22 protein-coding genes are annotated in these 24,858 nt (G+C 48.0%); 12 read left to right on the top strand and 10 right to left on the bottom strand.

Annotated features, from left to right (window positions below):
* Positions 1 to 199 precede the first annotated feature (199 nt).
* Genes ACG1BZ_RS21875 through ACG1BZ_RS21850 form a run of 6 tightly spaced genes read left to right on the top strand, consistent with a single transcriptional unit; the run spans position 200 to position 6,180 of the window.
* Positions 200 to 2,815 (top strand): hypothetical protein, encoded by a 2,616-nt coding sequence (locus tag ACG1BZ_RS21875; protein ID WP_413663675.1) that lies wholly within the window; start codon positions 200 to 202, stop codon positions 2,813 to 2,815.
* A 3-nt stretch (positions 2,816 to 2,818) separates the two neighbouring features.
* Entirely contained in the window at positions 2,819 to 3,682 is an 864-nt protein-coding gene (locus ACG1BZ_RS21870) for an outer membrane beta-barrel protein (RefSeq protein ID WP_413663674.1), read from the top strand.
* Entirely contained in the window at positions 3,652 to 4,305 is a 654-nt protein-coding gene (locus tag ACG1BZ_RS21865) for an outer membrane beta-barrel domain-containing protein (protein ID WP_413663673.1), read from the top strand. Before ACG1BZ_RS21870 ends, ACG1BZ_RS21865 begins: the two co-directional genes overlap by 31 nt.
* Positions 4,306 to 4,336: 31 nt before the next feature.
* A complete protein-coding gene (locus ACG1BZ_RS21860; protein WP_413663672.1) occupies positions 4,337 to 4,813 on the top strand; it encodes a TlpA disulfide reductase family protein in 477 nt (158 codons plus the stop codon).
* A 4-nt stretch (positions 4,814 to 4,817) separates the two neighbouring features.
* Entirely contained in the window at positions 4,818 to 5,033 is a 216-nt protein-coding gene (locus ACG1BZ_RS21855; protein ID WP_413663671.1) for a DUF4266 domain-containing protein, read from the top strand.
* On the top strand, positions 4,969 to 6,180 hold the full coding sequence (locus ACG1BZ_RS21850; protein ID WP_413663670.1) for a DUF3570 domain-containing protein: 1,212 nt from the start codon (positions 4,969 to 4,971) through the stop codon (positions 6,178 to 6,180). Before ACG1BZ_RS21855 ends, ACG1BZ_RS21850 begins: the two co-directional genes overlap by 65 nt.
* An 83-nt stretch (positions 6,181 to 6,263) precedes the next feature.
* Here ACG1BZ_RS21850 and ACG1BZ_RS21845 read toward each other — a convergent pair whose 3' ends face one another.
* Positions 6,264 to 6,566 (bottom strand): antibiotic biosynthesis monooxygenase family protein, encoded by a 303-nt coding sequence (locus ACG1BZ_RS21845; protein WP_413665897.1) that lies wholly within the window; start codon positions 6,564 to 6,566, stop codon positions 6,264 to 6,266.
* The gene (locus tag ACG1BZ_RS21840; RefSeq protein WP_413663669.1) at positions 6,566 to 6,904 is read right to left on the bottom strand and encodes an NIPSNAP family protein; all 339 of its coding nucleotides are present in this window, start codon (positions 6,902 to 6,904) and stop codon (positions 6,566 to 6,568) included. The genes ACG1BZ_RS21845 and ACG1BZ_RS21840 overlap by 1 nt, the downstream gene beginning before the upstream one ends.
* An 89-nt stretch (positions 6,905 to 6,993) precedes the next feature.
* Between ACG1BZ_RS21840 and ACG1BZ_RS21835 the strand changes: the two genes are divergently transcribed.
* Positions 6,994 to 7,686, top strand: a complete 693-nt coding sequence (locus ACG1BZ_RS21835; protein ID WP_413663668.1) for an ArsR/SmtB family transcription factor — start codon at positions 6,994 to 6,996, stop codon at positions 7,684 to 7,686.
* A gap of 8 nt (positions 7,687 to 7,694) precedes the next feature.
* Here the strand turns inward: ACG1BZ_RS21835 and ACG1BZ_RS21830 are convergent, their stop codons facing one another.
* The gene (locus tag ACG1BZ_RS21830; protein WP_413663667.1) at positions 7,695 to 8,285 is read right to left on the bottom strand and encodes a DUF998 domain-containing protein; all 591 of its coding nucleotides are present in this window, start codon (positions 8,283 to 8,285) and stop codon (positions 7,695 to 7,697) included.
* A 258-nt stretch (positions 8,286 to 8,543) separates the two neighbouring features.
* Here ACG1BZ_RS21830 and ACG1BZ_RS21825 point away from each other — a divergent pair, with 258 nt between their 5' ends.
* On the top strand, positions 8,544 to 9,932 hold the full coding sequence (locus tag ACG1BZ_RS21825; RefSeq protein ID WP_413663666.1) for a pyridoxal phosphate-dependent decarboxylase family protein: 1,389 nt from the start codon (positions 8,544 to 8,546) through the stop codon (positions 9,930 to 9,932).
* 276 nt (positions 9,933 to 10,208) lie between these two features.
* Positions 10,209 to 11,150: an alpha/beta fold hydrolase gene (locus ACG1BZ_RS21820; protein ID WP_413663665.1), complete on the top strand. Its 942-nt coding sequence runs from the start codon at positions 10,209 to 10,211 to the stop codon at positions 11,148 to 11,150.
* Between the two features lie 70 nt (positions 11,151 to 11,220).
* Here ACG1BZ_RS21820 and ACG1BZ_RS21815 read toward each other — a convergent pair whose 3' ends face one another.
* Complete coding sequence (locus ACG1BZ_RS21815) at positions 11,221 to 12,006, bottom strand: DUF2884 family protein (protein ID WP_413663664.1); 786 nt, start codon at positions 12,004 to 12,006, stop codon at positions 11,221 to 11,223.
* Between the two features lie 184 nt (positions 12,007 to 12,190).
* Here ACG1BZ_RS21815 and ACG1BZ_RS21810 point away from each other — a divergent pair, with 184 nt between their 5' ends.
* The gene (locus tag ACG1BZ_RS21810) at positions 12,191 to 14,584 is read left to right on the top strand and encodes a zinc-dependent metalloprotease (RefSeq protein WP_413663663.1); all 2,394 of its coding nucleotides are present in this window, start codon (positions 12,191 to 12,193) and stop codon (positions 14,582 to 14,584) included.
* Positions 14,585 to 14,634: 50 nt separating this feature from the next.
* Here the strand turns inward: ACG1BZ_RS21810 and ACG1BZ_RS21805 are convergent, their stop codons facing one another.
* From ACG1BZ_RS21805 to ACG1BZ_RS21795, 3 genes are all read right to left on the bottom strand, one after another.
* Positions 14,635 to 15,471: a transglutaminase domain-containing protein gene (locus ACG1BZ_RS21805; protein WP_413663662.1), complete on the bottom strand. Its 837-nt coding sequence runs from the start codon at positions 15,469 to 15,471 to the stop codon at positions 14,635 to 14,637.
* A 4-nt stretch (positions 15,472 to 15,475) separates the two neighbouring features.
* The gene (locus tag ACG1BZ_RS21800; RefSeq protein ID WP_108734840.1) at positions 15,476 to 15,706 is read right to left on the bottom strand and encodes a DUF350 domain-containing protein; all 231 of its coding nucleotides are present in this window, start codon (positions 15,704 to 15,706) and stop codon (positions 15,476 to 15,478) included.
* A 317-nt stretch (positions 15,707 to 16,023) separates the two neighbouring features.
* On the bottom strand, positions 16,024 to 16,317 hold the full coding sequence (locus ACG1BZ_RS21795) for a putative quinol monooxygenase (RefSeq protein WP_282930872.1): 294 nt from the start codon (positions 16,315 to 16,317) through the stop codon (positions 16,024 to 16,026).
* A gap of 201 nt (positions 16,318 to 16,518) precedes the next feature.
* Here ACG1BZ_RS21795 and ACG1BZ_RS21790 point away from each other — a divergent pair, with 201 nt between their 5' ends.
* Positions 16,519 to 17,472, top strand: coding sequence for a LysR family transcriptional regulator (locus ACG1BZ_RS21790; RefSeq protein ID WP_413663661.1), 954 nt, complete (start codon positions 16,519 to 16,521; stop codon positions 17,470 to 17,472).
* 127 nt (positions 17,473 to 17,599) lie between these two features.
* Here the strand turns inward: ACG1BZ_RS21790 and ACG1BZ_RS21785 are convergent, their stop codons facing one another.
* The 3 genes from ACG1BZ_RS21785 to ACG1BZ_RS21775 form a co-directional block, all read right to left on the bottom strand.
* Positions 17,600 to 19,102 carry a S8 family serine peptidase gene (locus ACG1BZ_RS21785; RefSeq protein WP_413663660.1) on the bottom strand — a complete coding sequence of 501 codons (1,503 nt, stop codon included), beginning with the start codon at positions 19,100 to 19,102 and terminating at the stop codon, positions 17,600 to 17,602.
* A gap of 514 nt (positions 19,103 to 19,616) precedes the next feature.
* Complete coding sequence (locus tag ACG1BZ_RS21780) at positions 19,617 to 22,445, bottom strand: M16 family metallopeptidase (RefSeq protein ID WP_413663659.1); 2,829 nt, start codon at positions 22,443 to 22,445, stop codon at positions 19,617 to 19,619.
* A 244-nt stretch (positions 22,446 to 22,689) separates the two neighbouring features.
* Positions 22,690 to 23,088: a globin gene (locus ACG1BZ_RS21775; protein ID WP_413663658.1), complete on the bottom strand. Its 399-nt coding sequence runs from the start codon at positions 23,086 to 23,088 to the stop codon at positions 22,690 to 22,692.
* 581 nt (positions 23,089 to 23,669) lie between these two features.
* Between ACG1BZ_RS21775 and ACG1BZ_RS21770 the strand changes: the two genes are divergently transcribed.
* A complete protein-coding gene (locus ACG1BZ_RS21770; RefSeq protein ID WP_413663657.1) occupies positions 23,670 to 24,833 on the top strand; it encodes a phosphoglycerate kinase in 1,164 nt (387 codons plus the stop codon).
* Positions 24,834 to 24,858 lie beyond the last annotated feature (25 nt).

Here is a 24,858-nt window from a genome sequence, read left to right as displayed (position 1 = left end):
TGGGGTGTGGCAAAGCAGTCTAAAAGCAGATTTCAACAATGTCAGAATGACTTTCAATATTTGCGTCCCAGTTGGCAAACTTTTTGTGCGCAACTTGCGAGAATTAGCCTCAGCGGTCAAAGCCGTATAAAAAAGTTCTTAGGCTAAGAGCACAAAAAAGGCGTGTGCTGCTCGTGCCAAACCCGGGTGGATAACAAAAATGAAATGTTTGCGTGCGCTACCGCTTTTGCTATTGGTGACGGCCTGTAGTGGCGGTGGCAGTTCCAGTGGTGGTGAAGACCAAGCCGAAGATCCTGTGGTGGAGGACTATCCTGTTGCTTTTGTACTTCGTCAATTAAGTAGTGACGATGATGGCAGCCTCCTTCAGGATAATATTTATGAGCCCGGGGAATTTTTTGCCGGAGCTCAACTGATTTTAAAAGACCGTGCAACCGCCAGTGCTGCAGAAACTGTCATTACTGCAAATATATTTGACGGTGATTACGATGTAAAAGATCTGAATACTTCAGCAGATGGCAGCCAGCTTATATTTGCTATGCGGGCACCGGAAATAGAAGACGCTGATGACGATGAGCAGCCTACCTGGAATATTTGGGTATACAACACCGAAACAGAAGAACTCAATCGGGTAATTGAGTCAGATTTAACTGCTGAAGAAGGCCAGGATATCGCTCCCGCTTTTTTACCCGATGGACGCATTATTTTTTCTTCTACCCGCCAGCGGCGCTCCAGAGCTCTTTTACTGGATGACGGTAAACCGCAATTCTCGGCCCTGACTGAAAATCGAGAGGAGCCGGCATTTGTACTCCATGTAATGGAAGCGGACGGAACCGATATCACTCAAATATCGTTTAATCAGAGCCATGATTTAAATCCAGTTGTACTGAGTGATGGACGGGTCCTGTTTAATCGCTGGGACAATGCGGCAGGTATCGATAAATTAAGCTTATATACAGTAAACCCAGATGGTTCTGACCTGGCGGTTTATTACGGTTATCACAGTCAAAATACGGGTACAGAAGAGACTGAGGCCGCCTTCAATCGACCGCACGAAATGCCGGATGGCCGCCTTTTGGTAACGTTGCGCGCTCCCTCTGGGCTCACTTATGGTGGCGATCTCGTGACTATCGACGGAATTGTTTATAGCGAAGCCTACAGTGAGCCGGAGCAAAGTGGTGAAATGGTCGGGCAGGCTTCTATCACTGTTGGAGAAGTCACTACCGACGATACTATTTCTCCCCATGGTACTTTTGCTTCCGCATGGCCATTCTACGATGGGACAAGTCGTTTGTTGGTAACCTGGAGTGAATGCCGGGTTATCAATGAAGAAACCGAGCTGCTGGAGACCTGCCCGGATACTCTTACCGAAGACGAAGAAGTTCAATTGGCAGACCCACTCTACGGCCTGTGGATTTACGATTATATCGCCGGTACCCAGCTTCCTATTGTGGTTGTGGAAGAGGGAGAAATGATATCCGAAGGGGTTACTCTGGAGCCTCGCACTGAACCCACCTATATTCCAGATCCTGTCCCGGGAGTCGATGTCGATGCGGATCTGGTGGAGGAATCTGTCGGAATCCTGGATATTCGCAGTGTTTATGATTTTGATGGTGAAGATATTGCCGGAATCGAAACCTTGGCGGACCCCGCCCAAACCACAGCAGATTTGCGGCCTGCACGATTCCTGAAAATTTCCAAGGCCGTGGGCATTCCCGATGATGATGTTCTGGACTTTGATGGAGCGGCATTTGGCCGCAATGGTAATCAGGGCATGCGTGAAATATTGGGTTATACCCCAATCCAGCCCGATGGTTCCGTAAGGGTAAAAGTTCCCGCAGATATGCCCCTGGCAATATCCGTTGTCGATGCGGATGGAAAACGCATTTTCGATAGTCATAACAATTGGTTACAACTACAAGCGGGTGAAGTGCGCAGTTGTAACGGTTGTCATACTAGCGATAGCGAAGCTCCTCATGGCCGCACGGATATGCAGCTGGATTCAGCTTGGGATGGAGCGCCGACCTCGGCAGCACCATTTTCCAATACTGAGCCCGCGCTACTGGCGGAAATGGGCGAGACCATGGCTCAATTATTGGCCCGGTATATTGGTGAGGCTGCACTTGAAGGAGATCTGCACTTTACCGATTTATGGACTGATCCTGCGGTACGGACTAAGGATGATGAGTTATTGCTTTCATACGGTGATTTGAGTACGGATGCACCGGTGGAATCCACCTGTTTAACAGAGTGGGAAAGTAATTGTCGAATCGTCATTCACTATGAACAACATATTCAGCCGCTCTGGGATTTCCCCCGTGAAGTATTGGATAGTACAGGAGCAGTAATAGCTGATTATACCTGTACAGGCTGTCACTCTCCTGTTGATGCTGCTGGAGCAACTCAAATACCCGATGGGCAATTAGATCTTACAACCTCGGCTTCCTCTGTTAATGATGCTTGGTTTGTTTCCTATTCCGAGCTGGTGGCCGATCGCGCTGAATTGGAGTTATCCAGTGGGGTGCTAACACCGCGGCTTGTACAGGAATTTGATGATGATGGAAATCCTGTTTACGAGGTTGATGAGGATGGCGAATTAGTTCTCGACAGTAACGGTGATCCGATCCCGGTAATGGTTACCGTCAATATTTCCTCTCCCTTGACGAGCTCTGCTCTTGAGAGCTCGTTTTTTTCTATCTTTGAAAATGGTGGCGCACACCAAGGGTACTTAGAAGATGCCGAGTTGCGCTTGATTGCCGAGTGGTTTGATATTGGCGCTCAATACTATAACGATCCTTTTGCGGCGCCGGCAGATTAAACCATGTTGAAGTTACACCAAAATTCTATTGGCAGTTTCGCGGTATTTGTATTGCTGCTACTTTTTTCTGGGCAGGCTTCTTCTGAACGAACTTTGATGGAATCTGATTCTTCAGATGAAACCCCAAAAGAAGAATTGGTTGAGACTGAGACTGAGACTGAGACTGAGACTGAGAAAAAATATAAAGGCCTTGAGGATGCAGAGCCGGTTACAGTCGGTAATGCATTTATTAATATTTACCGAGGCCCGGGGCGCGGTTACCCGATATTCTATGTCGCTGAGTATGGTGAACAAATTTGGCTGCTTAAACGCCGCACCGACTGGGTAAAAGTGCTTACTTCACGCAATAAAAGTGGCTGGGTAAAAGTTGACGACTTACGTGAAATCTACGGAGAAAATGGAGAAATTGTTCGAGTTCCTCTGCCAGATTTTTCCGATGTTGACGACGGTTACTTTTACCTAGGTTTGAATTACGGTGATTTTGCTGGAGCGGAATCCCTGGGAGTTAGCCTGGGCTACCAATTTACTGCCAATCTGGCTACTGAAATACGTGCAACCCAGGCGGTAGGTTCCTATTCAGACAGCCAAGTCTATCAGGTGGCAATGGTCCACCAGCCATTTCCACGTTGGAAAATATCCCCTTATTTTGTTTTGGGAGCCGGGATAAATGTTACCTCTCCAAACGCAACTATCGTTGCCACCGAAGATCGGCAAGATACAACGATGTTGGCGGGCGTAGGGTTGCGTACTTACTTATCGCGCCGTTTTGCCATCAGGGCTGAATACACAAATCACTACTTGCTTACTACGCAGGAAAATAATCAGGAGATAGTCGAGTGGAAACTTGGTTTCGACGTATATCTGTAGGCTCTGCGGCGCTTTCCGCACTGGTGGGGACCCAGGTATGCAGTGCTCAGCAGGATGATGAAGTACTTGCGGATATTGTCGCACCTGAACTGGAGCGGCGAGAGATACGTGACGCCTTGATAGATAGTGAAAATATAGAAATTGGTCTGTTTGCTGGTGTTATCAATGTCGAGGATTTTGGCTCAAATTCCCTTTACGGTACTTCAGCGGCCTACCATATCAGCGAAGATTTTTTTATTGAGGCCACCTATGCCCAGACTGAGTTGGGAGAATCCAGCTTTGAAAGATTGAGCGGTGCAGCACCGCTGTTGACTGATGAGCAGCGTGAACTCAGTTATTACAATACCTCTGTGGGCTGGAATATTTTTCAGGGTGAGTACTTTGTATTTGATGACTGGGCTTTTAATGCCAATTTTTATGTTGCGGGAGGTGTGGGAAATACCTCGTTTGCTGACGAGGAGCACTTCACTTACAACTTTGGTGCAGGAGTGAGAATGCTTGCCAACGATTGGCTCGCAGTGCGCCTGGATGTTCGCGACCATGTTTTTGAGCATGAATTATTTGGCGAGGCCCAAGTCACCAATAATCTGTCTGCCCAATTGGGACTTACCATCTTTTTTTAATTGATCATCAAAAAATAACAAGGACTCTTCCATGAAATACCTGGCTGCTTTCCTGACGCTGCTTTTATCGATGTCACAGGCTTCCGCCGCAGAGCCCTCTAAGGATTTTACCTTGAGTTCCAACCAAGGCGGAAATTTGAGGCTTGCAGAGCAGCGCGGCGATGTCATTATGCTGAATTTCTGGGCTTCCTGGTGTGGCCCTTGTCGTCAGGAAATGCCGCTGTTGGATCAGCTACATGCTCGCTATGAAGCTGCTGGCTTCCAGGTTTGGGGAGTCAATGTGGATGCACAGCGCAAGGATGCGGACTCGCTATTAGCGAAAATTCCAGTGGATTTTCCGATTCTTTTTGATAGCAAAGGGGAAGTGAGCAAAATGTATGGTGTTGCCGCTATGCCCAGCACCGTATTTATTGATCGTGATGGCAACGTTCGCTATATCCATAAAGGTTATCGTGATGGGGATGAAGCTGCCTATAAAAAAATGATTAAGGAATTGATTCGGGAGTAGTGTCATGCGTGCACTATTGCTAGTTTGCACTTTCTTGATGAGTACAGGTTGCACTGTTAACCCGTGGATTGCACCCTACGAACGACAATTTCTTGCGGATCCTATTATGGGGTTTGAGCAGGATCCGGTAGCTGCTCGCTATATGAATCACGTGTATGAAGCTCGCGAAGCTGCGCGTGGAGCTGAAGGAGGCAGTGGAGGTGGATGTGGTTGTAACTAAGCTTCTATCTCGCTGGGGCGGGTTGGCATTTTTGGCACCGCTCGCTGCCGTGGCCGCAGTGCTTCCCGAAGAGCGGGCAGACAATATGTATCACGCCTATAGCGGTGGTGGAGTGACCATTGATGGGCCTTCAGTATTGATTCGCCAGAATGTTGGCAACAATGTTTCTCTGTCTGCCAATTACTATGTGGACATGATTTCCGGGGCCTCTATTGATGTGGAGGCCACGGCCAGTGAGTATTCGGAGCAACGGGATGAGTACTCTTTGGGCGCTGACTACCTGGTGGATAAAACTACGATCAGCGTGGGGTACACCAACAGTTCTGAGAATGACTACGAGGCACAAACCGTTGCTTTCGGCATCAGTCAGGGTTTCTTTGGCGATTTAAGTACTATCGACCTGCGGGTTAGTTACGGAAGTGATGATGTGTTCCGCAATGGCGACGATAATTTTGCCGAGGAAGCGCAACACCGTCGCTACGCATTTAGTTGGAATCAGATTCTCACGCAAAAGCTGATTGCAGAGGTGAGTGTCGAAACTGTGTCGGATGAAGGGTATCTCAACAACCCTTATCGCAGTGTTAGGTATCTCGATGAAGCATCTGGAACAGGATTTAGCTATCAGGCCGAGGTTTACCCCAGAACTCGTAACAGTGATGCGGTTGCCCTAAGGGCCAAATATAGATTGCCCTATCGCGCAGCGATTAAAGGGGAGTATCGACACTATGCGGATAGTTGGGGAATCGTTGCAGACAATGTAGAGTTTCGCTATACCCATCCTTGGAAAGAACAAGACGAGTGGGTTTTTGAAGGAAAGATCCGTTACTATCAGCAGAGTAGTGCAGATTTTTACAGCGACCTTTTTCCCTATCTCAACGCTACCAACTTTCGTGCTCGTGATAAGGAGTTGAGCAATTTCACAACCTTGGCCCTTGGCCTGGGAGTGTCCTATGAGTTGCCACGGCGCTGGTCTCTATTAAATCGCAGGAATACAATTAATCTTTACTGGGATCATATTCTATTTGACTACGATGACTTTCTCGATGTCACAGTACACGGTTCAGCTACATCTATCAGTCCCGGTGACGAACCGGCTTATAGTTTCTCTGCCAATGTAATTCGATTATTTTGGTCAGTCCGTTTTTAGGAATGGGGGCCTCTGCGTTCTGTTTTTCAGTAAGAGAACAAGATGCAGAGGCTTTATAGTCTTAGTCAAATTTGACTGTTGATTTATTGCATAGAATAATCCCGAAGAATTTTTCCAATCCTTATACGATAGTTGTCAAATAGTTGTTTTTTGCCTAGGTGTTGTGCATCACAATGTGCCTTGTGATTTTTCCAACTCACTACAGATTCTTCATCCCGCCAAATAGAGAGTGACAAAATTTTTTCTGGCTGATTGAGGCTTTGAAATCTCTCGACTGAGATAAATCCATCAAAGTCGGCCAGGTGTTCTTTTAAGTCCGCTGCAACAGCTAGATACTTGTCTTTTCCTGAAGGCTTTAGTGTAACTTCAAATATGACGGCAATCATCACTGATTTTCCTGTGGAAGCTTCAGGTAGGTTTCCGGCACAGCCTTTAAAAAGCTGCGCTTCTCTTCAAGAATAAACTTCTCTCTCATCGCAAACTGGAAATTCTCACTGCCCTGAGGAGATTGCTTCAGCAGTTTTCGATATTGTTCATAGTGAGCCAAGCTATCGAAGTTAATAATACCAAAGGCCTGAAAGTTGGTGCCCTCAGAAGGTAGAAAATACCCTAATAGCCGTCCACCACAATCGGGAATAATTTTGCCCCAGTTCTCTGCATACAGTCGGAAAGCATCAAGCTTAAACGGATCGATCTTGTATTCAATAAAGCAGGTTACAGTCATCTAAGTTGCCTCTATTCATAATTTGCTGGCATTCTAGACGGTTTAATTTTCTATACTTCGGTGGCCAGCGAACTGTTGTGGGGGTAACTATGGAACCTGATATTTCGGTGATATCCAGCTTGATAGGGGATCGGGCACGCTCAAAGATACTGATGGCGCTTATGAGTGGAAAAGCACTGACAGCAACTGAGTTAGCCTGTGAGGCTGATGTGACTGCACAGACTACAAGTAATCATCTTTCCAAGCTGGTAGATAGCAAGCTGCTGATAGTTCGCAAGCAGGGTAGGCACAAGTACTTTCAGCTGGCGAGTCATCAAGTTGCCGAAGCGCTAGAGGCACTGCTCAATCTGAGTAGTACCCTGGTACCTCAAAAAGTTACCACTGGGCCCGCAGATCCAGATTTAAGGAAGTCCCGCATCTGCTATGACCATTTAGCAGGAATGACTGGTGTTCTATTGTACGAGGCCCTCTTGGCTAGTGAGTTGCTCTCCGAGCAATCACAGCAAGTTTCCTTGACTAAAGAGGGCGAAATATTTTTTCAGGAGCGAGGGGCAGCCGTAGCTAGTTTTAAGCAGCGTAAGCGCCCGGTTTGCAAGTCATGCCTAGACTGGAGCGAACGAAAAAGCCACCTTGCAGGCAGCTTGGGTCAATGGATACTCGAAGATGCCTTGGCAAAGCAGTGGGCGGTTAGAAGAGCGGACTCCAGGGCGATTACTTTCTCCCAGAAGGGGCTTTTACTGTTCTCGAAGCGTTATCAGATTGATCACTCCAAGTTGCTATAAATTATTTGTCAGCTCGTTATCAGATTAAAGGAAAGCCCCGTTAACCATATCAACTGTGCTCCATAGCTGAGACGTTGGTGCAGACCGGGGTTGGTTTTTTCTTCGTAGGCTTTTTTTAAGGTAACAGTAAAATAGATAGAAGCGAGCAAGCAGGCTGTACTAAATAGCCTGAATTCTATTGAGAAGTAACTACTGAAAGTACTTAGCAATGGCGCAATGAGTAAAGACAACAACATAAGCATCCCCGCCCAGGAGTGTATTTGGCATTCAAGACTAGGGGTTTTTGTATAGGGATCTGCATCCATAGGAAAATAACCCGCAACCCAGGTTCCAATACCGTGGATGATAATTAAAACTCCAATGATGGTAAGTACAAATGGGGCCTGTTCAATTTGAATTATATGCAGGCCAAATAAGAAGAATAATATGCCAAGTGGGTAGTTGTTAATGAGGGGGGAGAGCTTCTGGGTTGGGCTTCCAACGGCTCCTAGTTCGCTACAGAATTGTCTTGAATGGCTATAGCCAGAGTATTTTGCTCCTGCCAATGTAACACCTACAACCATCCATACCAGCGAGATAAACCCCAAGTAAGCAAACACTGTATGAGCCCCGACTGGTTATGTTGGGGCAGAAGATAGCACTAGATAAAAAGTCCTTTCAAGTTAATCCTTGTCTTCAAACGTGCCAGGTTTATTGTTATTTCAACTTTATCTAAAAGCGATTCTTGCCATAAAGATAGGTGTTTTTGTCCTTATTGTTCGTATCGTTTTAATTAATTTTTTATTAGTTTAAGTCTAATAGAGTAATTAATTTTTTATACTAGATCAGGTACTGGAAAAGGAGTTGAGGGGGCGAAAATGGATAATAATGACAGCAAAAATTTTTCTAATGCCAGAGAAGTACTATCCCTGGCAGCGCGGTACGCTGAGGAGTATGTTTCCGATATTCGCGATCGCCGCGTAAGTCCGTCCGCCTTTGATATTGATCAAATGCAATTTTTTAACAGCGACTTGGCCCGGGCTGGGGAACCGGCAGAGGCTGTTGTCGAGAGCCTGCATCGTTATGGTTCTCCGGCAACAGTTGCCAGTACCGGTGGGCGATTTTTCGGATTGGTGGTAGGTGGGGCTACGCCAGCTTCTATGGGCGCGGCGGTAATGAACGCCGTTTGGGACCAAGTGGCGGTTCTGGAGGCGTCGGCGCCTTCTGCAATTTATCTGGAGCGTATTGCGGCAAACTGGATATTGGAATTGTTAACCTTGCCGATGGAAAGTAGTGTGGGTTTCACCACAGGGTCATCTATGGCCAATATGGTGTGCTTGGCTGCTGCGCGAAATACGCTTTATCAAAAATTAAATATCGACCTGGCAAAAAGCGGGCTAGCTGGTGCGCCGCCACTGCGTATTGTTGTTTCTGAACAGTCCCATGTCACAGTTCACAAGGCGCTCTCTATTCTTGGATTTGGTATGGACCAGGTGATTAAAGCGCCCTGTGATGAACAGGGGAGGGTGCGTGCAGATACTTTTCCCGAGGTTGATGAAACCACCATTATTTGCCTTCAGGCGGGCAACGTAAACTCCGGCAGTTTTGATCCGTTTGCAGACATAATTCTCGAAGTTAAATCCAAAGGTGCCTGGGTACATGTCGACGGTGCCTTTGGTTTGTGGGCAGCGGCATCTCCAGCGAAATCAGTGTTGACTACTGGAGTAGAACAAGCAGATTCCTGGGCTGTAGATGCTCATAAATGGTTAAATACGCCTTATGACTGCGGTTTGGCAATTTGTCGAAAGCCGGGGGCTGTACACAATGTGATGACAACCCAGGCGCCATACTTGCAAGTGGGATCGCTGGTGCCCCCCAAGGATATGGTGCCAGAATTCTCACGCCGGGCCAGAGGGGTGGAAGTGTGGGCGGCGATTCAGGAGATGGGCCCGAAGGGAGTAGCGGCGATGATTGATCGCTGCTGTATCCATGCCCAGCATCTGTGCGAAGGCTTGGCAGAAATGGGCTATGAGATCCTTAACGATGTAGTGTTAAACCAGGTGGTGGCAACTATTGGCACTGCGGAAGACATTCAAGAGATAGTCAGGACCATACAGGAGGAGGGCGTTTGCTGGTTTGGAACGACTACCTGGAGAGGAAAAGCGGCCCTGCGTATTAGCGTCTCTTCCTGGGTGACTACCGATATTGATATTGCCCTTACCCTGGATGCTATTTGCCGGGCGACGGAGGCTCAGATGTCCAGATAACCCTTTGTGTGACATGAAATACTAGAGGCCTTCTAAAGTAAATAGCACTTAATATTTGCATTTTTTAGGTTAGGCAGGGATATTGGTGAATTACTAAGAGGTTTTCTTTTTTCTACCTTTGGGTGTAGCAGCCAGTTTCAGTTGCGAGCGCCGTCTATCCTTGTTGAATGGGCGCGGATCTGGGCCATTATTTTCAAGCTTTTGCTTGCGGTATTACTATTTCCGCCAACTCAGCCACTTTTTCAGCGCATAAAGGTGAGGGGCTCGGGTAGAACGATGACTTTTTGGCTGGTTTTAATTCTTTTTCTAATTCTACTCTGGCTTCTGTGGATGGCGTTTTGTAGTCCCAGTTTAAGTCGCAATGAGCTACTGAAATTCTCTTTTAATCAACTTACGCTAGCTGGTGGTTTATCCGTTAATTATCGCGAGATGGGGCCTGTTGATGGCGTTAATATACTTTGTCTTCACGGTGGTGGTGATTCACTGAGCGCCTGGAATGCCTGGGCGACAAAATTGGCAGAAAAATATCATGTTATTTTGGTGGACTTACCAGGGCATGGATTGACTGACCCGTTACCAGGAGGCACTTATACACCTAAGCATTTTGCCGATTTTATTGCAGAATTTGTCTCAACCCTGAAACTTAGGGACTTTGTGATCGCTGGCCATTCATTTGGTGGAAATGGGGTTTTACGCTATTTAACAGGACATCCGAATATACCCAAGGCCGCTATTCTTGTCTCTCCCGGTGGTTATAAATGTGGCAAGGGACTGGAAATGCCTGCTGGTATTGCTCGATTTGCCACCAGCCATTGGGGGCGAAAAATGGTTGCGCACATTGGTAGTCGTGGATTATTGAGAAAAATGCTGGCTTCCAAATTTTTCTACAATCCGCAGGCTCTGCCGGGGGAAATGTTGGAACGAATCTATTTGCTTTCCCGCTATGAGAAAAATCGCGGTACAGCGATCAATTTGGTTGCTAATGCCACAATCAATTTCCAGCCGTTGCCGGACTTGGAGACTATTAAAATTCCAATTTTATTTATCTGGGGGGCAGAAGATCAAATTATTCCCTTGTCCGTAGGAAAGTATTTCTCTGACAAGTTGCCTAATGGAGAGTTAATTCTGTATCAGAAGATGGGGCATATGTCCCATGTCGAAAATGCTGAACAAAGTGTCACCGACGCAATGGAGTTTTTGCAGCGTCAGGGGTTGTGACAATACTGTGGAAAATTTAAAAAAGAGGCCGCAGTGCGGCCGAGTTTGGGGGGATGAAAATCAAGAGCGCCTAATTGATGACAACCAGGCCGGCTTTCACTATGTCGTAGTGACTGAGTTCTGGTACCTGCTGATGTAGGTCGCTTTCCAGTCGATCGATGGATTCCAGTTGTGTACACAAGCGGTTTGCAGACTGCTCAATACTCTTACCGCGCTGTTCCAGTAAGCGCTCCGCCTCTTCAGTGGCCTGTTCTTCAATGCTTTCTCCGCCGGTAAAGGCAGCTTTGAAGGCATGCCAGGCAATAGTTCCCGCGGACTCCATAGCGAGGCGTTCGATACGGGGTTCAAACTCTTCAGAGATGGTTTTCTCTATATAGTTACCCATTTCCTCGTTTCCCAGCTGGTAGATCTCGCCCTCTCGATTGAGGCGGTCCTCAGTGCGCTGGATCAGGTCGGCGGAAAACTGTTGGAGTTCGAGGATATCCGGGTGGTCCGGCCCGGCGAGGGTGCTGATGGCAATGGATAGGCCATCCATTGCAATATCGACCGCCTCAAGGGTGAGTACCAGTGTGTCGCGACCGGCGATGTGTAGCTGTTGGCGGTATTCCTGAAGCAGTTGCTCCTGCTGAGAATTGAGGGACAGCAACTCACCATCCACTGATAGCTGGTTGGGCAGCTGAAATGTCACCAGTTTTCCGTCTTCCCCATCGACGGTAAAGAAGTCCGGGCCTACTTCAATAGCGTAATTCGTAGACACTGTGCAGGTGCTGGTATCGACATGAAAAGAATCGTGGGCCATTGCCTGGGTACTGATACCGAGGCCTATCAAGGTTGAAAGTGCGATTGGCTTCCACATATGCCGGTTTCCTATTGTGTGTCTTTTCAATGTGACGCGCCTGAGTAGCCGAACAGATGCAGGCAGCTAGAAATATTCTTCATTTTTTCCTGACGCAGGCCCGGGGAGTGATGGCCAGGCGTGGATGTTCCAGCGGGTATTCTGTATTTTTAGCCCATAACACTTAATAAATTGAGGGTATTCAATGTTCATAAGCAGGCACATTGCCGCACTGTGCTTCTTGATAGTCAGCACAATGGCACAGGCCGGGAGCATCGCGGAGTACACCGCAGGCATGCATAGGCACAGCGGCTTCCACGACTTTTACTGGGACGAGGCTAACGGCCGGGTGTTGTTGGAGATCGATGAGTTTGAGCGCGAGCTGCTCTTGCTCACCGGGCTGGCCCAGGGACTGGGTTCAAACCCGGTGGGCCTGGATCGCAACCAGGTGGGTGAGAGCCGCTTGGTGAAGTTCCAGCAGTCGGGTAACAAGGTATTACTGCATCAGGTGAACCTGAAATACCGTGCCCAATCAGCAAATGCGGCTGAGCGCCGCGCGGTTGAGGAAGCTTTCGCTTCGTCCGTACTCTGGGGCTTCAAGGTGCTTGCCCAGAGCGATAAGGCGGTACTGGTGGACTTTACGCCCTTCCTGTTGAGCGATCAGCACGGCATTGCTACACGTCTCAAGGGCGCAGAGCAGGGCAGTTACAGTGTGGATAAGAGCAAATCGGCAATTTATCTGCCCCGCACAAAAAACTTTCCCAAGAACAGTGAGTTTGAGGCCCAGCTAACTTTTGCTGGATCAGCTCCGGGAAACTATCTGCGCGAAGTGGTTCCGACTCCTACATTGGTGTCCCTGCGCCAGCATATCTCCCTGATTGAATTGCCGGATAAAGACTATGAGCCCCGCCGTTTTCACAGCCGCAGCGGCTACTTCCCGTTCGCTTATCGAGATTACGCTACGGCGATTGAAGAGCCTCTGGACCAGCGTTATATCTACCGTCATCGACTGGAGAAGAAGTCGGGTAGCGATGAGGTTGTGGAGCCGATTGTTTACTACGTAGATTCCGGAGTTCCTGAGCCGGTGCGCAGCGCCCTGATCGAAGGGGCGAGCTGGTGGGACCAGGCATTCGCTGCAGCAGGATTTAAAAATGCGTTTCGCGTAGAGATTCTGCCGGAGGGCGTCGATCCTTTGGATGTTCGCTATAACGTGATTAATTGGGTACACCGCTCCACTCGCGGTTGGTCCTACGGTTATTCGGTTTACGATCCCCGCACCGGCGAAATTCTAAAAGGCAATGTTACCTTGGGGTCCCTGCGTGTTCGCCAGGACTTTCTGATTGCTCAAGGGCTTGTACAGCCCTACCGCGGCGATACCGTCAGTACTGAGCAGCTAAAGAATATGGCCCTGGCCCGTATCCGTCAGTTATCCGCTCACGAAGTAGGCCATACCCTGGGTCTGGCGCACAACTTTGCTGCCAGTAGCGAAGAGCGGGCTTCCGTTATGGATTACCCGGCTCCGCTGGTCTCTCTGCTGGGAGGTAAGTTGGACCTGACAGATGCCTACGCCACTGGCATCGGCAGTTGGGATAAGTTGGCGGTTCGCTATGGCTATGGCGAGAGCGATGATGAAAAAAGTTATCTCGACAGTGTTATCGCTGAGGCTGAGGAACTAGAGCTGCGTTTTATTTCAGACCCGGACTCCCGCACCATCAATAATGCTCACGCAGTCTCACACCTTTGGGACAACGGCACCGACCCATTGACGGAATTCCAGCGGATGGTCGACTTGAGGCGTCATGCCCTGGATAGCTTCTCTGCGGCGGCAGCGCCCTTATCCGCGCCCCGCTCTGACCTGGAAGAGACCCTGGTGCCTGTGTACTACGGTCATCGCTACCAGGCGGAGGCTGTGGGCAAATTGATTGGTGGCTTGGACTATGACTATGTCTACAACGGTACCGATCAAAATAGCTATACCCTGGTGCCCGCAGAGCGACAACAGCGGGCAATTGATGCACTGCTGGATACACTTTCGCCGCAGTTTCTCACCTTGCCGGAGCAGGTCTTGCAGCTGATTCCGCCCAAGTCCTATGGCTACGAACGTACTATCGAGAGCTTCCCCTCATATACGGGGGTAGCTTTTGATGGGGTGGCTCTGGCGGAAGCGGCTGCTGGGCATACGCTATCAATCCTGATGGACCCGCAGCGCGCGGCGCGAATGAATCAACAGAGTGCCCGCAGCAGTGAGGTACCGGGGTTTGCTAGCCTATTGCAGCGCTTGAGCGCACTGGCTCTGCAGGGTGAGGGTTATACCGGTCTGCAGGCGAGTGTGCACCAGCGGGTTAATCATGCCTATATCGAGCAGTTGATGTTACTGGCCAGTAATGCAAAGGCAGACGAATCAGTGCGGGCCAAAGCGCATTTGGAGCTGGCAAAACTTCTTCAGGAAATTGGTTCTATGCGGCTGTTTGGCGATGATCCTGAGGGCTATAGTGCGCACTATTACTATGAGGCACAGCGCATCGATGCCTTTAAGCAGGGTAAGCTGGAAGTAAAACCTGGTGCGGTTAAAGCATTGCCGCCAGGGTCTCCGATCTGATCTGAAATGGATAAAAGGGGGTGGCTGTAAACGCTCACCCCCTTTGGGCATTAACCGCGAATAAACTGGGATTTCTTTACCCAGTGATTGCCTCGGTATTGTCGAGTGGGTGTTGGGTTTTTCTTCGCCCAGAAAAAGTGGCGGTTAAACTGAAATTCAGCATCGTAACCCTCCGCCAGCGCTGCCAGGGGCATGGCTTGCCAGCTGGTCTGGCGACGTTTGCTGGTTGCCTCCAGCAGGTACTCTTGATCGTTCAAGATGGCCACTACCCAGGCGTGCCCCTGACCTTTATGGGTTCCGAGTGCCACCCGCGCATCAACTCCCAGTTCAATCAGCCAATCTGCCAGCAAAATAGCGTGGTCTTCACAGTCACCACGCTTTTGGTAATAGGCCTGCCGGGATGTTTGCCAAATGTCTGACAAGCCGGCGTATTGCAGGTGATCGTATTGGTACTCTTTATTCATAGCCAGTGTATAAAGAGGCACCCAAAGCTGTTGAGTCTTAAAGGGCTTGAACCCCACCAGGTAGCTATTGGCAAAGTGATGCTGCTGGTCCAGTCCCCGAGCGGAAGCTGTCGCCGTCTCAATTCCCTGCCAGTTCCACACTGAGACATGAGCGCTCTCTTCCAGTGAGCGTTTGTCGACTACTTGCTGGATGGTTTTTTCTTCCAGAGGATAGCGGGTACCCACTACTCGCACTACACCTTGTTGTGAGTCCACAATACTGGCTAACTGACTGCCGCTGCTACCAAAGCTCCATAAATTATCGGAAAGGGGGATTTCCGGTGTGCTTTTAGTTGGCGGCTCCTGTGTATTAGCTCGCCGTACAAGTTCAGGGGTGATCAGTGCGAGGGAAAGTATCAGTGTGATAGCCAGCCACTTGCGCATAGTGCTATCCCTTGAGGCCAAACGAAATAATGATGGCAACAAATATCAATATGGTTGATGCAAATATAGATACGGCGATATTGCCATTTTTTAGCTCGCCTTCGATATCTACAGAGCGAAGCAGTTTCTTATCAATGGTAATCAGTGCGGTGATACCAATAAATAACGCTAGCAGCGTATAAATTAGGTTAATGCCCAGGTTAAACAGGGTTGCCGTTAAAAATTCCAGTTCCATAAATCCTTCAGGCTAATTATGTTTATTAGTGACTGTTAATGGAATAATTTAAGCATAGGGCCTGATTGAGTGCAAAGGATGACCGACCCAGATAAACCGACAGCTTAATTTACAGGTGATTATCAACCTTAATTGGCAATCCGGACTTGTTGATTAGTATTTTATTTGGCTGGGTTGCAATTGGGGAATAGCTCTAGACGAAGAGTTGCTCCGTCGAAGGGCTTTTACGCTTAATTTACCGGGAAAGCCTTTTGAAGAAGTGTATTTATTAGCTCGGTGTTATCCAGGCGGGAACCTGGATAACACACCGAGTTTGATTAGTTATCAATCTCGGTCATTTCATTCAATACAAACTCTTCAACGGCGCCCTCGGTTGCTTTCATATAGTCTTCCAGGTGCTTATTGTTCATGTGGGTTTGCCACAGATCGCGAGTTTCCCAATTTTCATAAAACAGGAAGTGTGCAGGATTGTCATTGTCTTGATGAAGGTTGTAATTAATGCAACCAGCTTCTGCTCGTGTTGTATTAATGAGTTTTAACAATTCAGATTTCACCAGGTCAATTTTGTCGGCCTTGGCTTTAATGTTGGCAACGATAGTGAGCCTGCTCATGTGAACGCCTCTTTGTTTCAATATGTGTTGGATTAAGGTTTGTACTCTTTTCCTTGATCCTTTCAGAGGAGACCTAGTGAACAGCTTAGCTGCCTCCTGGGTAAGGACTGGGATGTCGAGCTGATGAAGTCATTCTAGATCTAGATTGCATCGCTAGAAACACTATAATCTTTGAATCTTTATCAAAAATATATTGAAAATATGCAGCTTGAAGACTTGAGGGTCATTCTTAAAGTGGCTGAGTTTCGCAGTATCACTGCGGCCGCCGCCAGTCTCGACTTACGCACTGCAACTGCCAGCGCAGCGATCAAGCGTGTGGAGAGCGCGCTGGGAGCGGACTTGTTTATTCGCACAACGCGGCAATTGCGGCTATCCAGTGCTGGGGAAAGGTTTATTCCCAAATGTGAGGAGGCCCTCCTGACTTTGGACCTCGCCCGGCAAAATCTCAAGGAAGACAGCGGTCAGATAGATGGCGAGCTTCGCATAGGTGCATCCTCGGACCTGGGAAGGAACCTTGTAACTCCGTGGTTAGATCAATTGTTACAGGAGCACCCGGGGCTGAGTCTTAGAGTGAATATCAGTGATAGTCAAGTGGACTTTTACCGGGATCCTGTGGATATCGCGTTGCGCTACGGCCCCCCAGCGGATGCCAACCTGTATGGTTTTAAGATTTGTGACGTGCCCCGTTTATTGTGTGCAACCCCGGCCTACTTACAGGAAAAGGGTTCCCCGAAAACACCGGAGGATCTCTCCGCACATAATGGCCTTTTTTATCAGCTTCACGAGATTGTGCACAATAATTGGGAATTTTTTCGGGGCGAAGAGATATACAAGATACGTATGTCTGGGAACAGGTCGTCAAATGACGGTGACCTAGTGCGACGTTGGTGTACCTCTGGCTATGGACTTGCCATTAAGTCATGTCTGGATATGTCTGCGGATTTACTTTCCGGTCAGGTAGTGGCCACTATGCGAGACTATAAACCCAAGGCAACGGAGCTATGGTTGGTATCTCCGGGGAGGCAGTCAATAACACCGACGGTACGATTAGTGCGCGACACTTTGAGAGAACGGTGTTCGGGGGTTTTAAAGCAGCTGCTCGCTGAGGGATTACTCTCTGAGAGCGATTTCAGTACGGGGGTGGATATATCTTGAGTCCCAAACAGTTTCTTAACCCTGTGGCTATCTATAAAAACTCTCAACAGGTTTTTCTCGGTTCTGGCAAAGGAAAGGGGAGCTTTGCTCCCCTTTCTTATTTAAGCCCTAGTTAATCCGAATGGGATCAGGAGCCGGAGCAGCCGTAGGTATCCAGGTAGTCATAGGCTGCTTTTGCCTGGACGAGGCCGTAGCCGTAAGCATTATCTCTTCCCGCATCACCGAGATCTTCCGCTGTGGCCGTAAGGGCGTTGCGGATCTCTGTATTGCTACAGTTGGGGAAGTGGCTCCATACCAATGCGGCAACACCGGCAACGTGTGGGGTAGCCATGGAAGTGCCATTGAAATATTCGTAGCTTGTAGCCTCATTTTCCAAATCTACGCTGGCACTCAGCTGCGTGAGCAGAGTTGCACCGTCAGTGTCAGAAATACCAACCGAGGGAATAGTGGTTACAGTATCGCTCAGGGTTGCGCTGGAGAGTAATCCCTCTTCATTGTTGTAAATAATCGCTCCGATACCACCACCGGACTCACAATTTAAAACTTTCTCCGCAAAGCTGATATTGCCTCTCGCAATTAGGCAAATCTTACCCGCTACATTGGTGCAAGCGGATTCAGCCGTACCACAGTCTTCCATTGAACCGGTGATTGCACCAGCTGGGGTGCCTGATATTGGGGCTGATTCGATGTCAACACTGCCGACGGTTAAGCTAGAGATTCTGCCAGTATCAGTGGGAACAGAAGATAGAACCTGTACTCCGGGGGCGGAAAGTTCTACCTGGTCAGTCTGTTGAGAGGAGGACCAGATAGCTTTATCGCTATCGATAGCACCGACGGATACAACGGAAGAGTATGAGGCTGGATAGGAGTGCGCGGTGTTGCCGTCGTTTCCGGCTGCCGCGATGGACAGGATTCCCTGACGATTTAGGTTGTTAAAGGTTCGTCTTTCGAGGAAGTTGGCATTTTCACCGCCCAGACTCATATTGATGATGTTGGCACCATTGTCGGCACAAACCTCTGCGGCTGCCATTAGGGAGGAGGAGTAGGCCCAGCCGTCGCCATCAAACACTTTTACAATATGCAGGTTAATATTACTGCTGGGCATCACGCCAACGACACCAGTACCATTATTCATCGCAGCGATAGTGCCGGCCACATGGGTACCGTGACCGCTTTGATCTTCATACCAGTTACCTGCGCCGCTTGGGTCACTGGTACCAGTGACGGCGTTTCCGGATAAATCTTCGTGAACCAGGTCGTAGCCGGAATCAATAATACAGACTGTGCGGTTGCCGGCCTGAGTATCACCTAGTTGATCTGCCTGCACCATGGTGATTCCGTAGGGGGTTTCCTGGGACATCGGATACCGCTTAACGTCTTCTTCAATAAAAGCAACATCCGGGTTCGAGCGCATTTCTTTTAGGGTTGTTGCAGACATATGTGCTGCCATTGCATTCTGGCGGCGTATTTCAAGAGCCTGTCTTCCGCCTCTCTTCTTCATAAAAGACTTAACGGATTCGCCTTTTCCCTGCTTGAAAGTCACGATATAACGCTTGTCCTCAGCAGTGGCGTTGCCGGTCACGGCGAGCGCTAAAATGCTGGCTGCAAATACAGACAAGGATTTATTCATTGGATGCTCCTGAAGATTTCTATGTTTATTGTTGCTTTTGTCGACGTTCTAATTTCAAGTTTTTTAGTTGTTGATATTTACTTGAGCGTCGAAGAGGGGAATTTATCAGGCTTTTCTTGTCGTATGAATAATTATTTTTTGACTGCTGTTGTTTTTGTTTTCTTATTGAATTTATATTTTGTTTTATTTTTATCTTTTTAAGGATGTTTTTAATTTTTTTTTAAGTGTGGTCGTAGCTTTTATTTTTTGTTTGCTAGATTTTTAGGCTGTTTCTATTTTTGTGGGGAGTTATTGGGGTTTTAAAGTTGAAGCTCCGAGAGTCATCTTGATACCTAATAATGGGAATTGTGAGTTGGAGCAAAGAATTCTAGTTTGAATGCAGCATGTCAATTATTGTTGACTAGATGAGTAGCATTAAGGTGTGTTTCTATTTTTCATCGGTATTCATCCGTTTGGAACGATATAAGGCGGCCAGTCATACATGAGAGTACAGGCTGGCCGCTATCGCTAGCTTTTATCCCTCTTCAGTCGAAGTTGCGCCAGATAAATCCTTATCTACTTTGAGCTCGGTAACTGATCCCATACCAAGTTTACCAATTTTATCTTTTATCTTGGTTTTGTCTCCAACGATAATCCAGGTAAATTGATCAACCTTTAAGGTATCTCGAGCAAGTGAATGGATCGAAGGTAGATCGACATTGCGAACTTCATTTGCATAACCTTCCATATAATTCAAAGGTCGATCGTAGGTAACCATTCCAGAAATAGCTCCTGATACAGCTCGAACTGTTTCAAAACGGCCGGGTAATTCATTGATTCGCTTGTCTTTAATTTTCTGCAGCTCGTCTTCTTTTGCTGGAGAATCGCCGACATAGGCTTGGAGTTCTTTATAAAGCTCTTTTAAAGATTCACTGGTCTTGTCCGTTTGAACTGGTGCATAGACTAAGAGCGGTTGCTGTCCTTTGGCCCCAGTCATAAATGAATAGGCTCCATAAGCCCAGTGCTTATCCTCCCGCAAATTCATATTAATTCGTGCGGTAAAAGTGCCTCCAAATATATCATTCATCATATGTAAGGCTTCTCGCTGTGGCACCGTTTCCGACGGAGCCAGGAGACCGCCAATAATTATGCTCTGTTCAGCCCCCGGTTTATCAATTAGATAAATTCTGGTTTTTTCTGGGTGCGCAACCTGTTGTAGATTCTTTGTAGGTAACGGCTCTTCGGGTGCTTTCCAATCCGCAAAGTGCTGCTCTAATTTTTTTGTCAGATCACCCATGCTGATATCTCCGACTGCAACCAGAGTGGCATTATCGGGGCGCATCCAGGTTTTGTGGTAATTTACCAGATCTTCACGGTTCAGGGAGCTGATAGAGCTTTCTGTTCCCGAACCGGTGAGAGGAACTGCATAAGCATGTCCTTCACCATATAAAAGAGGTGGCAGATTCCGCAAAGCCATGTTTACCGGCTGGGTTTTTTCCTGCTGGATTCCTGCTATCCACCGAGCACGTTTCCGCTCAATCTCTTCATCGGAATAGGCTGGATGCATTACGATATCGGCAAACAAGGATATGGAGCTATCGAGATTGTTTTTTAATGCGTTGAGCCGTACAGAAGAAGTATCAATGTTCGAACCAGCCGAGATTCTGGCCCCTAACATTTCTGCTTTGGCATCAATCTCTAAGGCGCTTAATTTTGTAGTCCCTTCCTTTAGCATGGACATGGCATAGCTAGAGGTTCCCAATTTAGCACCCTGGTCTGCAGCGTAACCGGCATCAAACATAAGGCGAATATCGACTACTGGCGCAGAGTCGCGTTGGGCAAGTATCACTTTTAGACCGTTAGAGAGTTTCGTGGTCTGTAATTCTGGAAATGGGATGCTGGGGAATTCACCGGTATCGGGTAATTTAGACCTATCTGCACCAGTCTCGGAAGTAGTGTATTTGGGGAAAGGGTGTACTTCCAGATTATAATCACCACTGGAAAGCCATTTTACTGCGGCTTCTTTTACCTTTTGAGGGCTGGTGTTTTGCATTTTGGTTAACGCTTCCAGGTAAGCGTTGGGATTGTCGAGGTAGAGTTCACCCCGAGCCAAAATTACGCCCTTACCGCCCCAGCCACCTACCTGCTCGAGGTTGCGTGCTTGGGATGCATAGTGACTCATATTAACCCTTGCAAGTTCCTCTTTGCTTGGCCCTTCCTTGAGAAAACGTTGTAGTTCTTCCTCAATGGCGGCCTCTACTGTTGCGAGTTCAACCCCGGGCTTTACATCGGCAACAATAGGGAAGATGGAAGACAATTCAAATTCATGCAGCCCAATATTAACTTTGGTAGCGATTTGATCTTCGTATACGAGGCGCTGGTAGAGCCGGGAGTTTTTTCCATCCCCCAAAACTGCTGCTGCCAAAGCAATAGCTCCAGCATCGTCGTGAGCTAGATTAGGGGTATTCCAGACTTTATAAAGACGCGATTGAGCAACTTGATCAAACATCTGCTCACGGCTGGACTGATCTCGCTTGGCAATCCACGCTTTTTTCTTGATAAGAGGAGGGCCGGAGGGAATGTCGCCAAAAAAATGGGCTGCTTTTTCTTTTGCTGTTTCTACATCAATATCACCGGCAAGTACTAGTACGGTATTAGCTGCGCCGTAATACTGTTTAAACCACTCGTGAACATCTTCAAGAGAAGCTGCATTCAGGTCTTCCATTGAGCCGATGGTGGTCCAGGAGTAGGGATGCCCAGCTGGATAAATTGCTTTCTGCATCCGCTCCCATACTTTCCCATAGGGCTGGTTCTGGCCCTGGCGCTTCTCATTCTGCACAACGCCACGTTGCTCATCGAGTTTTTCCTGAGTAATTGCGCCCAATAGATGACCCATTCGGTCAGACTCCATCCATAGAGCCATGTCTAAGGCGTTGGTGGGTACTGTTTCGAAGTAATTTGTACGATCCAGCCAGGTGGTACCATTCATACCAGTTGCACCAGCTAGTTCAAACGGTTTAAAAAACTCGTCATTATAGTTTTCTGAACCATTGAACATCAGGTGCTCAAACAAATGCGCAAACCCTGTTCTTCCAGGTTTTTCATCTTTTGAGCCAACGTGGTACCAAACGCCCACGGAAACAATAGGAGCCTTGCGATCCTCATGGACGATTACACGCAGGCCATTGGGCAGAGTAAATTTCTCATAACCTATTTTTAGGGACTCAAACTTATTTTCTAAATTCTCGGAGGCAAACAGATCTTTCTTGGCCTCGGGGTTTTTATTATTTTGGGGAGCGTCACTGCAAGCTGAGAGCGCTATAGCGAGCGCTAATGGAATGCTGTACTTCCGTACTGTTTTCATAATGGTTTCCTTGTCCCTTTTTCCTTCAGGAGAGAATTATCGTTCCATGGCTTTAATTTTTTATAGTTCTAAACTGGCATCAGGTGATTTTCTTTGCACTCCCTTTAAGTTAGATTGGGAGCGCCAAACCAGCATTAGTAAACCCTGCATTGATATAAGCAGAGAAAAACTGCCAGAAAGTCTGATAATAAATGGCTGGCTTGGGGCTTAGCAAATTTAAGTTGTACTTTTTTGGGCGTATGACTCAGTAAGCTTGGCGTATGATTTCAATACCCGGAAGGATTGCTCGATTCCAGGCAGCGTCAACTTCTGGCGAATATTCCTCGTCGTGCTGCCTAATGGTGGCGAGTAGGGCGTCGAGCCAGAGGCGATACCATTCTGGGCGGATATTATAGCCGTTGCGATCGTGACTTTTACCCAAAGCGCGCAGCTTGGTGTCTGGCATGCCGCGTGAATAAAGCACCAGCTGCATAATGCCGTTACGCAAAAGATGGCGCTGGGCTTTCATATCTGTATTGGCAAAGAGCTGACGGATGTCTGTAGAACTTCCCATAAAACGATCATAAAAATCCACAAAAAACTGTTCTTTATTGCAACAGCGTCCATAGCTTTGAAAAACGATATCACTATCCGTTGGTTGCATCGTTTTGGTTACCTCTTATGTTGGCCACCCTCAGTTTTACTTTTAAGTGGCCTCTGTGACTAATATGCATTTGGAAGGGGGGCGGCGATTCTAGCGATCGAATTTAGAAGCGGGAAGTACAATTTGGCTGTGCCTGCTTGTTATCTGGCGTAATTAATTAGTAACTCTCTGTGTGTGAATGGCTGATTCATGGCTGATACTCTGAGTTCTACAAGGCTTTATTTACATTGTCTGGTGTCGATTGCTACTTTAATCGCAATTACATGGCCTTTTATTTATTTAACTGGCTTAGGTAGTCCTTTGGAGGTTGGAGGATTGATCCTGAAAGCATTGTCATTAGTTGGCGTTAGGTGTCAATTCTACTTGAAGTGACTACTCGCTAACTTCCTGGGCGAACAGCTATCAACTAAGGTCGCTTTTGGCTTGATGACCCCTAAGACAGTATCAGGTGCGCTAATCATGCGTAGATTGGCTGATATAACAACGTATTCCCCTGTTTTTAATATCGGCATCGATAGGTTCCAGTTGATATAATCGCCGCCCACATTTTTCAGTTAATCGAAGTAGAAGAGGATTGGCTAATGGCGGTCAAACTGATGGCAGATCTCGATCTCGCTGGTAAGCGCTTACTTATTCGTGAGGACCTGAATGTACCGGTTAAGGACGGTCGTGTAACTTCCGATGCACGTATTCGCGCGGCACTACCGACGATAAAAGCCGCCATCGAAGCCGGGGCTAAAGTGCTGTTGATGTCCCATCTGGGGCGCCCTACAGAGGGGGAGTACGCGGAAGAATTCTCCCTGGCCCCGGTCGCCGCACACCTGGGTGAGCTGTTGGGCCGTGATGTGGCGCTGGTCAAAGAGTGGCGCGATGGCGTTGAGCTGGCCGATGGGGAAGTTGCCCTGCTGGAAAATGTACGGTTTAACAGCGGTGAAAAGAAGGACGATGAGTCCCTGGCAAAGGCCTATGCCCAGTTGTGCGACATCTTCGTGATGGATGCCTTTGGTACTGCCCACCGGGCCCAGGCTTCCACCCATGGTGTGGCTAAATTTGCACCGGTTGCTTGCGCCGGCCCTCTATTGGCTGCTGAGCTGGACGCATTGGAGAAAGCCCTGGCTGAACCGGCGCGCCCGCTGGTTGCTATTGTTGGTGGTTCCAAAGTTTCTACAAAATTGACGGTACTCGAAAGCCTGGCTGACAAAGTCGATCAGCTGATTGTTGGTGGTGGTATTGCCAATACCTTCCTGGCAGCCAGCGGCAAGCCAGTGGGCAAGTCCCTTTGCGAGCACGATCTGGTAGATACCGCCAAGGCCCTGATGCAGAAGTGTGATATCCCTGTGCCAACTGATGTAGTCACAGGTAAAGAATTCAGTGAATCCGCTGCAGCGGAAACCAAAAGTGCCGATGCTGTGGTTGAAGACGATATGATTTTTGATATCGGTCCGAAATCCTCCGAGCAACTGGAAGAAATTCTCAGCAGTGCGAAAACCATTATCTGGAATGGTCCTGTAGGTGTGTTTGAATTTGACCAGTTTGGTGGCGGTACCGAGCACCTCTCTAAAGCCATTGCCGAGAGCGCAGCGTTTTCTATAGCTGGTGGCGGCGACACTCTGGCAGCTGTGGATAAGTATGGCATTGCCGACAAGGTTTCCTATATCTCCACGGGTGGCGGTGCCTTCCTTGAATATGTTGAAGGTAAGAAGCTTCCAGCGGTCGCTATACTGGAAAGCCGCGCACAAGACTAAATAACGAAAAATAAGGCCTGTCGCA

The organism is Microbulbifer sp. CNSA002, from assembly GCF_047324085.1.
Lineage (GTDB): Bacteria > Pseudomonadota > Gammaproteobacteria > Pseudomonadales > Cellvibrionaceae > Microbulbifer.
Note: the sequence above shows the minus strand (reverse complement) of the source record. Positions and strands in the feature narration are given on the sequence as shown.

Excerpts from the sequence above, each read along its gene's own strand:
- ACG1BZ_RS21875 (WP_413663675.1), top strand. The coding sequence starts at position 200 with ATGAAATGTTTGCGTGCGCTACCGCTTTTGCTATTGGTGACGGCCTGT.
- ACG1BZ_RS21870 (WP_413663674.1), top strand. The coding sequence starts at position 2,819 with ATGTTGAAGTTACACCAAAATTCTATTGGCAGTTTCGCGGTATTTGTA.
- ACG1BZ_RS21860 (WP_413663672.1), top strand. The coding sequence starts at position 4,337 with ATGAAATACCTGGCTGCTTTCCTGACGCTGCTTTTATCGATGTCACAG.
- ACG1BZ_RS21855 (WP_413663671.1), top strand. The coding sequence starts at position 4,818 with ATGCGTGCACTATTGCTAGTTTGCACTTTCTTGATGAGTACAGGTTGC.
- ACG1BZ_RS21850 (WP_413663670.1), top strand. The coding sequence starts at position 4,969 with ATGAAGCTCGCGAAGCTGCGCGTGGAGCTGAAGGAGGCAGTGGAGGTG.
- ACG1BZ_RS21845 (WP_413665897.1), bottom strand. The coding sequence starts at position 6,566 with ATGATTGCCGTCATATTTGAAGTTACACTAAAGCCTTCAGGAAAAGAC.
- ACG1BZ_RS21840 (WP_413663669.1), bottom strand. The coding sequence starts at position 6,904 with ATGACTGTAACCTGCTTTATTGAATACAAGATCGATCCGTTTAAGCTT.
- ACG1BZ_RS21835 (WP_413663668.1), top strand. The coding sequence starts at position 6,994 with ATGGAACCTGATATTTCGGTGATATCCAGCTTGATAGGGGATCGGGCA.
- ACG1BZ_RS21825 (WP_413663666.1), top strand. The coding sequence starts at position 8,544 with ATGGATAATAATGACAGCAAAAATTTTTCTAATGCCAGAGAAGTACTA.
- ACG1BZ_RS21820 (WP_413663665.1), top strand. The coding sequence starts at position 10,209 with ATGACTTTTTGGCTGGTTTTAATTCTTTTTCTAATTCTACTCTGGCTT.
- ACG1BZ_RS21815 (WP_413663664.1), bottom strand. The coding sequence starts at position 12,006 with ATGTGGAAGCCAATCGCACTTTCAACCTTGATAGGCCTCGGTATCAGT.
- ACG1BZ_RS21810 (WP_413663663.1), top strand. The coding sequence starts at position 12,191 with ATGTTCATAAGCAGGCACATTGCCGCACTGTGCTTCTTGATAGTCAGC.
- ACG1BZ_RS21805 (WP_413663662.1), bottom strand. The coding sequence starts at position 15,471 with ATGCGCAAGTGGCTGGCTATCACACTGATACTTTCCCTCGCACTGATC.
- ACG1BZ_RS21800 (WP_108734840.1), bottom strand. The coding sequence starts at position 15,706 with ATGGAACTGGAATTTTTAACGGCAACCCTGTTTAACCTGGGCATTAAC.
- ACG1BZ_RS21795 (WP_282930872.1), bottom strand. The coding sequence starts at position 16,317 with ATGAGCAGGCTCACTATCGTTGCCAACATTAAAGCCAAGGCCGACAAA.
- ACG1BZ_RS21790 (WP_413663661.1), top strand. The coding sequence starts at position 16,519 with ATGCAGCTTGAAGACTTGAGGGTCATTCTTAAAGTGGCTGAGTTTCGC.
- ACG1BZ_RS21785 (WP_413663660.1), bottom strand. The coding sequence starts at position 19,102 with ATGAATAAATCCTTGTCTGTATTTGCAGCCAGCATTTTAGCGCTCGCC.
- ACG1BZ_RS21780 (WP_413663659.1), bottom strand. The coding sequence starts at position 22,445 with ATGAAAACAGTACGGAAGTACAGCATTCCATTAGCGCTCGCTATAGCG.
- ACG1BZ_RS21775 (WP_413663658.1), bottom strand. The coding sequence starts at position 23,088 with ATGCAACCAACGGATAGTGATATCGTTTTTCAAAGCTATGGACGCTGT.
- ACG1BZ_RS21770 (WP_413663657.1), top strand. The coding sequence starts at position 23,670 with ATGGCGGTCAAACTGATGGCAGATCTCGATCTCGCTGGTAAGCGCTTA.